Annotated in this window: 15 protein-coding genes and 1 pseudogene; 13 read left to right on the top strand and 3 right to left on the bottom strand. The window is 44.5% G+C overall.

The features are described 5' to 3' along the window. The 13 genes from R7Z77_RS18445 to R7Z77_RS18385 all read left to right on the top strand — a co-directional run. Positions 1-870, top strand: an 870-nt coding sequence (locus R7Z77_RS18445) for a chemotaxis protein CheW (protein ID WP_225478236.1), incomplete at its 5' end; no start/stop codon positions are given. A gap of 35 nt (positions 871-905) precedes the next feature. Continuing rightward, positions 906-1,400, top strand: a complete 495-nt coding sequence (locus R7Z77_RS18440) for a chemotaxis protein CheW (protein ID WP_005380507.1) — start codon at positions 906-908, stop codon at positions 1,398-1,400. Between the two features lie 13 nt (positions 1,401-1,413). Further along, positions 1,414-1,908 (top strand): DUF2802 domain-containing protein, encoded by a 495-nt coding sequence (locus tag R7Z77_RS18435; RefSeq protein ID WP_031777229.1) that lies wholly within the window; start codon positions 1,414-1,416, stop codon positions 1,906-1,908. A 290-nt stretch (positions 1,909-2,198) separates the two neighbouring features. Further along, positions 2,199-2,816: a cytochrome c biogenesis heme-transporting ATPase CcmA gene (gene ccmA / locus R7Z77_RS18430; protein WP_005380511.1), complete on the top strand. Its 618-nt coding sequence runs from the start codon at positions 2,199-2,201 to the stop codon at positions 2,814-2,816. 1 nt (position 2,817) lies between these two features. Then, on the top strand, positions 2,818-3,486 hold the full coding sequence (ccmB, locus tag R7Z77_RS18425) for a heme exporter protein CcmB (protein ID WP_213968040.1): 669 nt from the start codon (positions 2,818-2,820) through the stop codon (positions 3,484-3,486). A 109-nt stretch (positions 3,487-3,595) separates the two neighbouring features. Beyond that, complete coding sequence (locus tag R7Z77_RS18420) at positions 3,596-4,339, top strand: heme ABC transporter permease (RefSeq protein ID WP_005380513.1); 744 nt, start codon at positions 3,596-3,598, stop codon at positions 4,337-4,339. Between the two features lie 11 nt (positions 4,340-4,350). After that, positions 4,351-4,557 carry a heme exporter protein CcmD gene (ccmD, locus tag R7Z77_RS18415; protein ID WP_005380515.1) on the top strand — a complete coding sequence of 69 codons (207 nt, stop codon included), beginning with the start codon at positions 4,351-4,353 and terminating at the stop codon, positions 4,555-4,557. Further along, complete coding sequence (gene ccmE, locus R7Z77_RS18410) at positions 4,554-5,039, top strand: cytochrome c maturation protein CcmE (protein WP_005380516.1); 486 nt, start codon at positions 4,554-4,556, stop codon at positions 5,037-5,039. The genes ccmD and ccmE overlap by 4 nt, the downstream gene beginning before the upstream one ends. Beyond that, positions 5,036-7,012, top strand: coding sequence for a heme lyase CcmF/NrfE family subunit (locus R7Z77_RS18405; protein WP_021034009.1), 1,977 nt, complete (start codon positions 5,036-5,038; stop codon positions 7,010-7,012). The genes ccmE and R7Z77_RS18405 overlap by 4 nt, the downstream gene beginning before the upstream one ends. Before the next feature lies 1 nt (position 7,013). After that, a complete protein-coding gene (locus R7Z77_RS18400) occupies positions 7,014-7,568 on the top strand; it encodes a DsbE family thiol:disulfide interchange protein (protein WP_005380518.1) in 555 nt (184 codons plus the stop codon). After that, positions 7,565-8,050 carry a cytochrome c-type biogenesis protein gene (locus tag R7Z77_RS18395; protein ID WP_005380519.1) on the top strand — a complete coding sequence of 162 codons (486 nt, stop codon included), beginning with the start codon at positions 7,565-7,567 and terminating at the stop codon, positions 8,048-8,050. The genes R7Z77_RS18400 and R7Z77_RS18395 overlap by 4 nt, the downstream gene beginning before the upstream one ends. Continuing rightward, positions 8,050-9,264 carry a c-type cytochrome biogenesis protein CcmI gene (ccmI, locus tag R7Z77_RS18390; protein ID WP_064354223.1) on the top strand — a complete coding sequence of 405 codons (1,215 nt, stop codon included), beginning with the start codon at positions 8,050-8,052 and terminating at the stop codon, positions 9,262-9,264. The genes R7Z77_RS18395 and ccmI overlap by 1 nt, the downstream gene beginning before the upstream one ends. Positions 9,265-9,480: 216 nt before the next feature. Next, complete coding sequence (locus R7Z77_RS18385) at positions 9,481-10,254, top strand: VacJ family lipoprotein (RefSeq protein WP_005380523.1); 774 nt, start codon at positions 9,481-9,483, stop codon at positions 10,252-10,254. A 74-nt stretch (positions 10,255-10,328) separates the two neighbouring features. Here the strand turns inward: R7Z77_RS18385 and R7Z77_RS18380 are convergent, their stop codons facing one another. The 3 genes and pseudogenes from R7Z77_RS18380 to R7Z77_RS18370 all read right to left on the bottom strand — a co-directional run. Next, positions 10,329-11,645: an outer membrane protein transport protein gene (locus R7Z77_RS18380; RefSeq protein ID WP_047104363.1), complete on the bottom strand. Its 1,317-nt coding sequence runs from the start codon at positions 11,643-11,645 to the stop codon at positions 10,329-10,331. A 309-nt stretch (positions 11,646-11,954) separates the two neighbouring features. Further along, on the bottom strand, positions 11,955-13,214 hold the full coding sequence (locus R7Z77_RS18375) for an outer membrane protein transport protein (RefSeq protein ID WP_064354222.1): 1,260 nt from the start codon (positions 13,212-13,214) through the stop codon (positions 11,955-11,957). A 297-nt stretch (positions 13,215-13,511) separates the two neighbouring features. Continuing rightward, a pseudogene (locus R7Z77_RS18370) lies at positions 13,512-14,162 on the bottom strand (DUF3379 domain-containing protein); the annotation flags it as partial. Positions 14,163-14,243: the final 81 nt, after the last annotated feature.

The raw sequence follows: 14,243 nt of genomic DNA, 5'->3' as shown, positions 1-14,243 counted from the left end.
CCAGAATTGCAGCTACAATACTCGGAGCCAGAAACGTACCAGTTTCAAGAAACATATCCGCCAGAGTTGGAAGCTCCAAACCTGGAAGATGTTCAAAGGCTATTAAGTCAGCTTGAAGCAAGCAACCCAGTGGCTGAGTTGGATATTGATAGTATTCTTGAACAAAATACGATTGATATTGCAGCAGAGATAAAAGCGGCTGAGCCTGAGGTACAAACCTTTAGTGAGGTGCCTGAGCTTCAGGGTGTTGAGGAAATACAGGACTGGGTGATTGATGAGCCAGTTTTTGAGGAAGCTCAACCAGAGGTGGATGAACCTCACGCAGTGATCGAACAAAGTATCAATATAGAATCGAACGTCGATACTGAACTCGAAACACAAGCAGATTCCGATATACCAACGGCCTGGGAGAGTACGAAGCGAAGTGAGGACTTCCAAGTTCTTTACTTTGATGTGAATGGTGTCACGTTTGCTGTACCTCTTGATGAGTTAGGTGGTATTCATCGCATTAGCGAGCTTAACCATTTGATAGGAAAACCCGCCTGGTATTTGGGGCTACAAACAAATCGCGAGCAACAGTTTGATGTCGTCGATACCGCGAAATGGGTGATGGCAGATAAGCTTCGTGATGATAGCTATAAAGATAACTACCAATATGTCGTCATGCTTGGTGAGAGCATGTGGGGGTTGGCCAGTAACCAATTAATGGGGACTGAAACGCTTAATATCGACAAGGTTCGCTGGCGTGAGCAGGCGGGTAAACGCCCTTGGCTAGCGGGCATGGTAAAAGAAAAAATGTGTGCCTTAATTCATGTCCAGGCGCTCATTGACATGCTAAACGCCGGTTTAGATGTCAAATCACTGAATTAGATTTAAGTCGGGAACGACATTAACGAGGATTAACTATGTCTCAAGCTTTTGAAGTAGAAGTGAAGAAAGATGCATCGAATGACGAAGTTCTTCAGTGGGTGACGTTCCAGCTAGAAGAAGAAACGTACGGCATCAACGTAATGCAAGTTCGTGAAGTACTTCGTTATACTGAAATTGCCCCTGTTCCAGGTGCACCAGATTATGTACTTGGTATCATCAACCTACGCGGTAATGTAGTTACTGTTATCGATACACGTTCACGTTTTGGCCTGATGGAAGGCGAAGTCACCGACAACACTCGTATTATTGTGATCGAGTCTGAGCGTCAAGTGATTGGTATCTTAGTAGATAGCGTGGCAGAAGTCGTTTATCTGCGTTCTTCTGAAATTGATACGACGCCTTCAGTTGGTACCGACGAGAGTGCGAAGTTCATCCAGGGTGTGAGCAACCGTGACGGCAAGCTTCTTATCCTTGTGGATTTGAACAAGCTGCTAACAGATGACGAGTGGGACGAGATGGCTCACCTTTAATGGCTGAATGATGATGGCTGAAGAGACTCTTTTATCTGCCCCATTCCTTGCGGGTGGCGTTGCTTTTATCGTGTTGGTATTGGTTGTTTTGCAACTGCGGATTCGCTCGGGGTTACAAAAGCAGTTAGATCAACAACGAGCTCAATCTCGACACGCAGATAAAGAAGTGCAAAAGTTGAGTAAGCAGTTACTCGAAGTGCGCTCGGTTGTTGTTGGTCTTGGGCAAAAAGTGACGGAGCAACAGGACATTATTCAGCACTTAAACGAGAGAATTCGCGAACTCGAACACGCTGATACTGATGGCCGCTTGTACAGTCGCGCTTCTAAAATGGTACAGCTTGGCGCTGATATCAACGAGCTGATTGAAGAGTGCGAACTACCAAAAGCCGAAGCTGAGTTGATGCTTTCACTGCAGAAGAAACTGGCGGGGAAAGAGAAGATTCCACCATTAAGTGGTCAGCCATCAGATGACGCAGAATATCCAACGCGTGGACGTCGTCGACGCTAAAGGTTATCAAGCGATAAAAAAGAGGCGTTATTACGCCTCTTTTTTTGTTTTTAGCCGCTAATGCTCTTCTTAAATACAACCCTAGATAACCTTCAGTCGATCTTGCTCTTAGCTCTGGCCTCTCAAATTCAAAATGAGCGCTTATAACTACTTATAGTTAATTTTATTAAAGTGTGATGATTAATTAACAAAAATACATGAACTTACATGTAACCTAGCCCTCTTATCCTGTTTTGTCATAACTAAGCTGTGCTAATATATCGGCTCGTTCATTTTTTAGTTGAAGCTCTATGTTAGAAGTGTCTAACCTGACAGCAATCCGTGATGAAAGGGTTCTGTTTGAAAACCTGCAGTTTGAAATTAAGCCTGGTGAATTGGTCCAGATCGAAGGGCGTAATGGTACTGGTAAAACTACATTGCTACGGATTGTGACAGGGTTAGGTGATAGAGAAGAAGGTGTCATTAAATGGAAAGGCGAAGAGGTTGAAAAATCTCGTGATGTTTTCCATCAAGATCTGCTTTTCTTAGGACATCAAACAGGAGTGAAACGAGAGCTTACCGCATTAGAAAACTTACGTTTTTATCAATCTATTCAAAATAATCGCTCTTCAGACGAAGAAATCTTCATCGCTTTAACTCAAGTAGGATTAGCTGGTCGAGAAGATGTGCCTGTAGCACAGCTTTCCGCAGGTCAGCAACGACGAGTCGCATTGGCAAGGTTATGGCTCAGTAAGCAAATTTTATGGATTTTAGATGAGCCGTTGACTGCCATTGATAAGCAAGGCGTCAAGGTGCTTGAATCTTTGTTCGCAAGTCATGCTGATAATGGCGGTATTGTTGTGTTGACGACGCATCAAGATATGTTTGCGGACAGCCCGAAACTTAGAAAAATAAAGCTGGGTGACTGATATGATTTCCTCGATGACCACCATCATTCGTCGTGAGCTCCTAATCGCATTTCGCCGTCAGGCAGACATTCTGAACCCGTTGTGGTTCTTTATTATTGTCATTACTCTCTTTCCTCTGAGTATTGGACCAGAACCTAATTTGTTAGCACGTATTGCAGCGGGCATCGTTTGGGTTGCCGCATTGCTGTCCGCCTTATTATCATTAGAGCGTCTATTTCGTGATGATTTTCAAGACGGTGCACTAGAACAAATGATGCTAATGCCGATTCCATTGCAACTTGTAGTGGTTTCAAAGGTCATAGCACATTGGTTGTTAACAGGGTTACCTCTGATTTTAATTAGCCCATTATTGGCGGTTTTACTTTCGCTCGACTTCAATACTTGGCTATCGGTTGTATTAACCTTGATGATCGGTACACCAACACTAAGTTTTATTGGCGCCATTGGTGTGGCGTTGACTGTTGGGTTGCAAAAGGGTGGCGTTCTTTTGAGTTTGCTTATTCTTCCGCTCTACATCCCAATTTTGATTTTCGCAACATCGGCAATTGATGCTGCCGCACTCGGTATGGCGTATAACGGTCAACTAGCGATTTTAGGTGCGATGCTAATTGGGGCGATGACATTAACGCCTTTTGCCATCAGTGCCGCATTGCGAGTTAGTGTTAACTAACTCAATAAAGTGCCAATGAAGCGGCGCTTGATCAAAGAATTATTATTAAAGCACTGCTACGGTCTCAACCCTTTAGACAGTGTCCCTGAAGTAAGAGTGAGAACAAAACATGTGGAAATGGCTACATCCTTATGCCAAGCCAGAAGCAGCTTATCGTTTGAGTGGTAAGTTTCTGCCTTGGTTTTCTGTATTGGCCCTCGTATGCTTATCGGTTGGTACGGTTTGGGGGCTTGCATTTGCGCCTTCAGATTACCAACAAGGTGACAGTTTCCGAATCATCTACATTCATGTCCCATCAGCTATTTGGTCTATGGGCGTTTATATGTCGATGGCGATCGCTGCATTTATTGGCCTAGTATGGCAAGTTCGCCTATCTGATATGGCGGCACTTGCGATGGCTCCGATTGGTGCAGTATTTACTTTTATTGCTCTACTTACAGGTGCTGTTTGGGGCAAGCCTATGTGGGGCACTTGGTGGGTATGGGATGCCCGTCTTACATCTGAATTGATTCTTCTATTTCTCTACCTTGGTGTGATTGCGCTTTACCATGCGTTTGACGATCAAAAAACCGCAGCAAAAGCTGCTGGTATTTTAGCGATCGTAGGCGTAGTAAACCTACCTATAATTCACTTTTCCGTGGAATGGTGGAACACGCTTCATCAAGGTGCGACGATCACGAAATTTGAGCAACCTTCTATTTCATCCGACATGCTTTGGCCGTTATTGCTGAACATCTTTGGCTTTGCGTTCTTCTTTGGTGCCGTGACGATGGTCCGTTTTCGTAACGAAATCATCAGTAAAGAAAGTCACCGCCCCTGGGTGCGCAAACTCGCAACAGAACAAACTCAGTGAGGTAACTGATTATGCATTTTGAATCTCTGAGCGACTTTTTTGCCATGGGTGGCTACGCATCATACGTATGGAGTGCGTTTGGTATTACTTTCTTATCCATGCTGATTCTTCTGATCACTAGCCTTCGCCGCGGTGATGCATTATTGAAAGAAGTGAAAGCAAAAATTGACCGTCAAGCTCGTATCGACGCAGCGAAGAACATGGAGAACACCTTATGAACCCGAGACGTAAAAAGAGGCTAGGTATTGTACTAGCGATCTTTATCGGTATTAGTGCCACCATTGGTTTGATACTTTATGCGCTTAACCAAAATATGGACCTTTTCTACACTCCAACGGAATTGGTTAATGGTAAGCCAGATGGCACCAAGCCAGAAGTAGGCCAGCGTCTGCGTATCGGTGGAATGGTGGTTGTGGGCTCAGTTCGTCGAGATCCTAATTCTTTGAAAGTGAGTTTTGACCTGCACGATGTCGGTCCGAAAGTGACGATTACCTATGACGGTATTCTTCCTGACTTGTTCCGCGAAGGGCAGGGTATTGTTGCTCAAGGTGTACTGAAAGATGCCACGACAGTTGAGGCATTTGAGGTCCTAGCGAAGCACGATGAAGAATACATGCCACCAGAAATTGCAGAAGCGATGAAGAAAACGCATGAACCGCTTCAATACAGCACCGAACAGAAACAAGGAAGCGGCCAATGATTGCTGAAATCGGTCACTTTGCTCTCATTCTTTCGCTTGCAATGGCTGTGCTGTTGAGCGTATTGCCATTGTGGGGAGCATCGAATAATAACACCATGCTCATGAACACAGCGCGACCGCTATCTTGGTCTATGTTCCTGATGCTGTTGTTCTCTTTCGCCATTTTATGTTGGGGATTCTATACCAACGACTTCACGTTACAGTATGTAGCGAGCAACTCGAATAGTCAGCTTCCTTGGTACTACCGTTTAACCGCAGTATGGGGTGCGCACGAAGGTTCACTGTTGCTATGGGTTTTAATCCAAGCTGCTTGGACTGTCGCTGTAGCGACGTTTAGTCGTGGTATGCCGCAAGAGTCGGTTGCACGTGTACTTGCTGTTATGGGCATGATCTCAGTAGGTTTCCTACTGTTTATCATCCTAACGTCAAACCCATTCCTACGTACGTTACCGTTCTTCCCGGTTGACGGACGTGACTTGAACCCTCTGCTTCAAGATCCTGGTTTGATTGTTCACCCGCCAATGCTTTACATGGGCTATGTTGGTTTCTCGGTTGCATTCTCTTTTGCGATCGCATCCCTAATGACCGGACGCCTTGATACGGCTTGGGCTCGTTGGTCTCGTCCTTGGACAACCGCAGCGTGGGTATTTTTAACACTTGGTATCGCACTAGGTTCTTGGTGGGCTTACTACGAACTTGGCTGGGGTGGCTGGTGGTTCTGGGACCCAGTAGAAAACGCATCATTCATGCCTTGGTTAGCGGGTACCGCATTAATGCACTCTCTTGCCGTGACAGAAAAACGCGGCACATTTAAAGCGTGGACGGTACTATTGGCAATCTCTGCATTTTCGTTGAGTTTGTTGGGCACCTTCTTAGTCCGTTCCGGTATTTTAGTATCGGTGCACGCGTTCGCGTCTGACCCGTCGCGCGGTATGTTTATTCTAGGCTTCCTCGTTTTCGTTATCGGCGGCTCTTTATTGCTGTTTGCCGTAAAAGGGGCAGCAGTGCGTGTACGAGGTAACTTCGACTTAGTCTCACGTGAAAATGCGCTCTTAGCCAACAATGTATTACTTATCGCCGCTCTTGTTGTGGTGTTAGTGGGGACACTGTTGCCGCTCGTACACAAGCAGCTTGGTTTGGGGTCGGTCTCTATCGGTGCGCCATTCTTTGACATGCTATTTGCGTGGTTAATGATGCCATTTGCTTTTCTGCTTGGTATTGGTCCTCTTATTCGCTGGAAGCGAGACAGTTTATCTAAACTTGTGAAACCAATGCTCGTTTCAGGTGTGCTTGCTTTCGCTTTGGCCGCGCTATGCGTGTACCTGTTTGCCGATTTCTTCTCAACCATGGCTTACATTGGTTGGGTGATGGCGATTTGGATTATTGCGATGCATGGCTTTGAATTGTACGAGCGTGCAACGCACCGTCATAGCTTTAGTGAAGGTGTTCGCAAGCTGCAACGTAGCCACTGGGCAATGATGTTGGGTCATGTTGGTCTGGCGGTATCTGTTATCGGTATTGCGATGGTACAGAACTACAGCATCGAGCGAGATGTACGTTTAGCACCTGGCGAACACTTCCAAATTCAAGGTTATGATTTCTACTTCTCAGGCTTGCGTGATAAAGATGGTCCAAACTACGATGGCTACATCGCAGACTTTGAGATCACACATGATGGCAAATACGTGAATACGCTTCACGCAGAGAAGCGCTTCTACCGTACGGCTAAGTCTATGATGACTGAAGCAGCCATTGACCGTGGTATTAGCCGCGACCTATACATTGCAATGGGTGAACGTTTAGACGACAACCGATCTTGGGCTGTTCGTATTTACTATAAACCGTTCGTTCGTTGGATTTGGGCTGGCTCTTTGATTATGGCATTAGGCGGCGCACTAGCGATTTCTGATAAACGCTACCGCTTCCGTAAATCGCCGAAGAAAAATGCGAAGTCAAAAGAGCAGGAGGCATAACATGAATAAGAAAATCTTATTTATTCCGCTTGTCGCTTTCATGATTCTAGCGGGCATTTTCGCAACCCAATTAATGCGTAACCAAGAGGGCGATGATCCAACTAAATTGGAGTCGGTTTTGGTTGGCAAGCCAGTTCCTGAGTTTCATTTAGAAGACCTGGCTGAGCCTGGAAAACAGTACGACCAATCAATTTTTAAAGGTGAACCGTTGCTCTTGAACGTTTGGGCAACGTGGTGCCCAACGTGTTATGCAGAGCATAAATACCTAAACGAATTGGCGGGTAAGGGCGTTAAGATCATCGGTATGAATTACAAAGATGATCGTAATAAAGCAATAGGTTGGCTGAATGATCTCGGCAACCCGTACTTGATCAGCCTATTTGATGGCAGTGGTATGCTTGGCCTTGACCTTGGCGTTTATGGTGCTCCAGAAACATTCATTATTGATGCAAATGGTGTGATTCGCTATCGCCATGTAGGGGATGTAAACCCACGTAATTGGTCAGAAACACTGGAGCCGCTTTACAACAAATTGGTTGAGGAGGCGAAGCAATGAGAAAGCTAATTCTTGCCGTTTTTGCTGCGATGACATTATCTCTTGCTGCTCATGCGGCCATTGAAGTGTACGAGTTTGATAATTTGGAACAAGAACAGCAGTTCAAAGAGTTAAGCCATACGCTCCGTTGCCCTAAATGTCAGAACAACACGATCTCGGATTCTAACGCTGAACTTGCTCAGGACTTACGCCATAAGGTGTACGAAATGACCAAAGAAGGTAAGTCCAAAGATGAGATTGTTGATTACATGATCGCCCGTTACGGTAACTTCGTGACTTACAACCCACCATTTACGGTCGCGACTGCGATTTTGTGGCTAGGGCCACTCGCTGTAGTACTGGGTGGTTTTGGTTTGATTGTGCTGCGTAGCCGTAAATCTAAAGTTAAGGCAAAAGCGAGCAGTGACGAGCAATGGGATGAGCAAAAAGAAGCTCGTTTAAAAGCATTGCTTGAAGAAGAGAACAACGGAGATAAGAAGTAATGACACTATTTTGGATTTCCACCGTTGTTCTCACGCTTATTGCTTGTGCGCTGGTGGCTTTGCCGCTGCTTAAACAAAAAGCGAACAATGATGATGTGTTACGCGATGAGCTTAACAAGGCATTTTATAAAGACCGACTATCTGAGCTTGCAGAAGAAACTGACGAAGGTCTAGTTGAAAGTGAAGACGAACTGATTTCTGATCTAAAGCAATCACTGCTTGACGATATCCCTGGTGATAAAGCGCAAAAAGAAACTAAGGTTTCTCCAATCGCGGTTTTAGTTCCATCGGTAATTCTGACGGTGGTGCTGAGCTATGGTTTGTATTATAAATTTGGCGCGTCAGACGATATTGTTCAATGGCAAGAAGTGTCTGCAAATCTACCTGAGTTATCGAAAAAGCTGATGTCGGCTTCTTCTGAGCCGCTGAGTGACGATGAAATGGCGGATTTGACCCTTGCCCTTCGAACTCGCTTACATTACCAGCCGGAAGACTCGACAGGTTGGTTACTGCTAGGTCGTATTGCGTTAGCAAATCGTGATGTCACCACAGCTATCGATGCGATGGAAAAATCGTACCGCCTAGAGCCAAAAGATCCTGATGTGATGTTGGGTTATGCACAAGCTCTGATGCTGTCTCAAGAGGAAATGGATCAAGCGACGGCTCGCTCATTACTCGGCAAGCTGATGCAGCAAGACTATGTCGATCTGCGTGTGTTTTCTTTGTTAGCGTTCGATGCGTTTGAGCGTCAAGACTTCCCGGCAGCCATCAAGTACTGGGGAATCATGCAGCAAATGATTGGTCCAGAAGATAGTCGCTACGAGATGTTGTCACGCAGTATTGAGAGTGCTCGTAAGCAAATGGGCGAAGCGGTTTTACCGGATAAGAGTGTAGCTGTGACAATTAATGTGGCACCAAATGCTCAGTTGGATCCAAACGCAGTTCTGATTGTGTCAGTACATCGTTCAGATGGCTCTCCAATGCCTGTGGCTGCTGCTCGTTATCCGCTAGGTACTTTCCCTCGCACAGTCGTATTAGATGATGGCAATGCCATGATGCAAGGGCAAAAGTTATCTTCACTCGATAAGCTAATCGTCCGTGTGCGTGTAGATTCTGACGGTAACGTAGCAACGCGTGATCAAGATTGGCACGGAGAAAGTGACGTCGTTGAATTTGGCGCACCAGTAGAAGTGACCATTGATCAGCAGTATTAATTGTTAACATCTGTCTCTGAAACATGACAACGAGGTAGAGTCAGTTGCCTTTAGTGGTATGACTCTAAACGATCGAGTAGAATACCGAAGGCCAGCGATTGCTGGCCTTTATTTATTCCCATATCTGAGTCATCTTTACTATGTATCCTGCTCAACATACGTACAATGGTTAATCGGGGTGACTTAGGTACATTAATAGTCGTTATGGAAAATAAAATGTATAACAAGGGTAAATCTACCTTCTTGTTGCTGTTAGCCGTTGGACTGGTTGGCTGTTCAAGTGCGCCTGATGAAGCAGTAACAGGACAAGAAACAAATCAAACGACTTCTGATGTGTATGACCCGTTGGAAGGCTTTAACCGAACCATGTGGGAACTCAACTACGAATATTTAGATCCGTATTTGGTTCGTCCTGTATCACTTGCGTATGTAGAATACACGCCAGTTCCTATTCGTTCTGGTATCGCTAACTTCTTATCGAACTTAGATGAGCCAGCAAGCATGGTTAATAACTTAATCATGGGTAATGGTACGAAAGCCGTGGACCACTTTAACCGTTTTTGGATTAACTCGACGTTCGGTATTTTCGGTTTATTCGATATTGCAAGTGCCGCGGGTATTACGAAGTACGACGAGAAAGCGTTCAGTGATGCAGTAGGCCACTATGGTGTTGGAAATGGTCCTTACTTCATGGTTCCAGGTTATGGTCCGTATACCTTACGTGAAGTGACAGATACCGTAGATAGTACGTATTTACCCCTCTCTTATCTCAACTTCTGGGCGAGTTTGGGAAAGTGGGCGTTTGAAGGAATGGAGAAGCGTGCTTTATTAGTACCGCAAGAAGCGCAGCTAGACTCGTCGCCGGATCCATATATTCTAACTCGCGATGTTTATATCCAGCGTCAAAACTTTAAAGCAGAAGTTGAAACGGTAGAAGAAGTTAACATCGAAGAAGAAGAGTATTTAGATGAATATCTAGAAGACTTTTAAGCGTTGTTCTTCACAATAGAGAAATGAAAAAAGGCTTAGCTGATGCTAAGCCTTTTTTGTATTTTGCAGCTTGGTTAGAAACGGTAGTTTGCTTGAACACCGATTAGCCAAACATTACCCGTAGTTTCGCCTACAAATTGGCCACCGACTTGTTCTGCAGTGTCGTCTGACTTGTAACCACGAGACTCAACGATTGGTGCGTCTTTCGCAAAAATATAGGTGAAGCCAGCGTCTAGGCTGAAGTCTTTCGTCCAATCGTACGTTGCGCCAATACTTAGCCAAGTGCGGTCAGTTTCTGGAATAGTGATCGTACGGTTTTTGTCGCTTACCGCTGAAGTATCGTATGCAATACCAGTGCGTAGCGCTAGCTTAGGATCAAGCTGGTAAGTGGCACCAACAGCAAAGCGATAGTTGTCTTCCCAGTTTTCTACTTTAACCATATGCGTGCCAGCAGTATCTAGACGTGCTTCCAATTTCTCGAAAGAGCTCCAATCCGTCCAGTTAACGCTTGCGTGTAATGCAAGTTGGTCTGTTACTTGGTGGAAGCTTGCCAACTCAGCTGTTGCAGGCAGGTTTAGATACATGTAGCCGTTGTCGCGTTCAGAAGTACCGAAGCCAAAACCAAGACCTTCAGCATGGCCTTCAAGCTTCAGTTCAACTTCAGATTTGTACGCGAATCCGATACGGTTATTTTCATTGATCTGCCATGCTGTACCAACTTGCCAGCCCCAAGCGGTATCGTCACCTTCCATGTATTTTAGAGCGGTACCTTGAGGAACACTGATTGGTTGATTAGTTTCAGGATTTAACCCTACAACGTTATTCTTAGGAGCTGCTGCGCCAAAGCTGCCTTCGCCGATGATGTAACGGATACCACCACCAACGCTGATCGATTCATTGACTTTGTAAGCTGCGTTTAAGTTCGCTTCCATTGTCGTTACGCTTGCTTCATTACCGAAGTGCGAGGCACCAAAGCCTTTACCTAAATCGGTTTCCATGCCGTAGTTGGTGCCAAATGCCAAACCAATCGCGAATTTCTCATTATATTGGTGTGATAGGTAGAAGTTTGGAATGATTGCATCATGTGCGAAGTCATCTGAAGATGCAGAAGAAGTGCTACCGTGGAAGTTTACATCACCTTCAATATCAATATTTGGGTTCACATAGATTGCACCAACGGACACTTGAGTGCCTTCCAAATAAGTTAGCATTGCTGGGTTACGCCATTGTGCACTTGCGTTGTCAGCCATTGCAGCTTCACCAGCATATGCTCGACCTAGGCCTGTCGCAGAATATTCAGCAAGTTGGAAACCTGCTGCGTTAGCCATGCCCGTTGTGCCAAGTAGGCTTAATGCCACTGCTGTTGATAGAAGAGTCTTGTTGGTTTTCATTCGAATGTTCGCTGATTTGTTTATAACGTGGGACGAAAGTTTAAAGGTAGAGTTTTTACTTTAGAAATGAAAATCCAGCGCAAGTGGTCATTTGGAATATTATCCTTTCAAATGTTATTTGTGCGGTTTAATAATCTAACTGTGAAAGGCTTGTAAACGGAATTCAGCGAACAGCTGTGCGTCCTAATTGTGAGATTTAGATACACGTGTTCACTCAAATTGAGTGGGCAATAAATCGCAGATATGAAAAAAGGCTGGAAATCCAGCCTTTTATATAAAGTATTTTTCTACTAACTAACAGCGAAGTGTTTAGAAGCTACGGCTGTATTGTAAGCCGAATAGAATTGCATCAGCATGAGTTGTTGCTGTTACACCGGTAGAAAGACCAGGAGCTAATTGAGTATTCTCATTAACTTTTACATCTTCACCTAACAAGTACGTGAAGCCAAAATCGATGTTTGAGCTATTATCAATATGGTAAGAGAAACCTGTGGAGAACCACTGGCGATCTGAGTCTGGTACCGAGATAGACGTTACTTTATCTTGAGCGCTTGTGTCGTACATGTAACCAGCACGAAGTGTCCAGTTGTTGTTTAGGTAGTAAGTACCACCAATTGCGTAGTGCCAGCCATCTTGCCATTGATAGTCTTTCGAGTAACCACCTTTAAGTAAACCCTGATTTAGGTTCTCAAAATCAATTTGGTCGAAATCTTTCCAACCGATGTATTGGATGCTGTAGTGTACAGCAAACTTAGTGTCTTGGATTTTGTGGAAACCAGAAAATTCGGCCATATCTGGTAGAGGTAGCGTGATTTCCTGACCTTTGTCGTCTTTCGCCGTAAATTCAGGGCTGTAACGATACGCTAGACCAAAACGGTTGTTTTCATCTAGTTCGTACACAGTACCAACGTTAAAACCAACAGCCCAACCATCAGCTTTATCTACGTCCAGAATTTTTTGACCGCCAACCCCTGGGACTGAAGAGCTAGTTGTACGCTTCATTGTGCCTTGGCCGTAGATTAAATCTAAACCAGCACCAAAGCTCCATTGTTCGTTTAAACGGTAAGAACCCGCCAATCCAAAGTTGAAGCTTTTTACATCCGTAAGACCACCGTACTCGGTTGCGGTGTAGTTATCTGAAAATTCAGTTTTAGTGCCGAAATTAGAGTATGCGTTTACGCCCCATGCAAACTTGTCATTTACTGGAACGATTAGGTGAATGTTTGGAGCTATTGACGTATCACCCACATCATCAGTATCAGCAACATTTACAGTACTGGAGCCCAAAGGAGTATTAACGTTATATTTCGCATCTTTCACTTCAATCATTGAAGTAATGCTTTCGAAGCCTAACGAAAGTTCCATTTTATCAAATAGAGCCATTGCTGCTGGGTTACGAGCCATTACCGCGGCGTTATCTGCGATTACTGCATCACCAGCAAATGCACGGCCGATGCCAGTTGCTGATTGAGCGTTGATTTGGAAACCCGCTGCCATCGATTGACCTGAGGCAAAAGCTACCGTTACTGCTAGGAGAGTCTTTTTAAACAGACGCGTGTTCTGAGTCATTTGTTTTTCCTTATTAGATTCGTCTCTTTGGACGATAAATTGAGCTTTTGCTCAGTGGCGCAGATAGTAGTATCAATAGTTGCTTGGACAAATCCGACCATTGGATAAAATTGAATAAAAATTGCAGAAATGATGTCTAAAAGACGGGAAATTGCACTTAAAATGCATAATTTAGAGTTTAAGCTCTAAATGCAATAGAGGTGGTGAATGTTTTGTGTTCTATTTATACAAAAATGCCGCTAAATAAGATCATTTAGCGGCATTTAACCTTTTGAAGGCTGGAAATCGTCGAAGTTGTTACATCGGCTTAATCATTGATGCAAGAGTCGTAGCGATCGCATCAATATTTTCACCTTCTTCCCCGACTAAAATTAGGCTTGAACTCCCGACGGGCTGAACGATTCCGGTCATGCCATCCTTACTAAAGTCGGTACTTTGTTCGCTTGGAATACCAGTAATAAATAACGTTACTTTACCTTTTGGACCTTGGAACACCATATGTACCGCATTGGATTCGCCAAAACCGCAGTGGTTTAGGTAGTAAACGTGATATGGAAAGTTTTCACTAAACTGGTAATGAAATGGCGACATTTTCGCATTAATTTGCGAGCTCGGTACATCCTCATCAAGATGACGAACAAACGGTTCTTCATGAATAACGTGTTTCATCGCGGTATCCGCTAAACTGGCTTGTGCTGGAGACACCAAAACATTTCCCCAGTTTACTTGACCAACGAATAATCCTGCGGTGAACGCAATAGAAGCGGCAAGTGCCATTGCTTTGCGGACAAAGTTTGGTCTTACGACCTTCTCTTCATCAAGTGCACTCGACGTCTGGCTAAATAAAATCTTATCTGCGAGATCTTCGGGTACATCCACATTCATGGCTTGTTTAATTTTTACATCGAGATCCAAAACGTCATCAACAAACTTATTGTTGGCGTCGCTACCAGGCTTTGTTGCGTAATTCGATGGAACTAAATCAGGAAGTTACGATCTGATCGGTTACATCAGTTAATCATCGTAGCC

The organism is Vibrio sp. 1401, from assembly GCF_033340295.1.
Note: the sequence above shows the minus strand (reverse complement) of the source record. Positions and strands in the feature narration are given on the sequence as shown.

Coding starts and splice junctions, on each gene's coding strand:
- R7Z77_RS18440 (WP_005380507.1), top strand. CDS start 906: ATGTCTCAAGCTTTTGAAGTAGAAGTGAAGAAAGATGCATCGAATGAC.
- R7Z77_RS18435 (WP_031777229.1), top strand. CDS start 1,414: ATGGCTGAAGAGACTCTTTTATCTGCCCCATTCCTTGCGGGTGGCGTT.
- ccmA (WP_005380511.1), top strand. CDS start 2,199: ATGTTAGAAGTGTCTAACCTGACAGCAATCCGTGATGAAAGGGTTCTG.
- ccmB (WP_213968040.1), top strand. CDS start 2,818: ATGATTTCCTCGATGACCACCATCATTCGTCGTGAGCTCCTAATCGCA.
- R7Z77_RS18420 (WP_005380513.1), top strand. CDS start 3,596: ATGTGGAAATGGCTACATCCTTATGCCAAGCCAGAAGCAGCTTATCGT.
- ccmD (WP_005380515.1), top strand. CDS start 4,351: ATGCATTTTGAATCTCTGAGCGACTTTTTTGCCATGGGTGGCTACGCA.
- ccmE (WP_005380516.1), top strand. CDS start 4,554: ATGAACCCGAGACGTAAAAAGAGGCTAGGTATTGTACTAGCGATCTTT.
- R7Z77_RS18405 (WP_021034009.1), top strand. CDS start 5,036: ATGATTGCTGAAATCGGTCACTTTGCTCTCATTCTTTCGCTTGCAATG.
- R7Z77_RS18400 (WP_005380518.1), top strand. CDS start 7,014: ATGAATAAGAAAATCTTATTTATTCCGCTTGTCGCTTTCATGATTCTA.
- R7Z77_RS18395 (WP_005380519.1), top strand. CDS start 7,565: ATGAGAAAGCTAATTCTTGCCGTTTTTGCTGCGATGACATTATCTCTT.
- ccmI (WP_064354223.1), top strand. CDS start 8,050: ATGACACTATTTTGGATTTCCACCGTTGTTCTCACGCTTATTGCTTGT.
- R7Z77_RS18385 (WP_005380523.1), top strand. CDS start 9,481: ATGTATAACAAGGGTAAATCTACCTTCTTGTTGCTGTTAGCCGTTGGA.
- R7Z77_RS18380 (WP_047104363.1), bottom strand. CDS start 11,645: ATGAAAACCAACAAGACTCTTCTATCAACAGCAGTGGCATTAAGCCTA.
- R7Z77_RS18375 (WP_064354222.1), bottom strand. CDS start 13,214: ATGACTCAGAACACGCGTCTGTTTAAAAAGACTCTCCTAGCAGTAACG.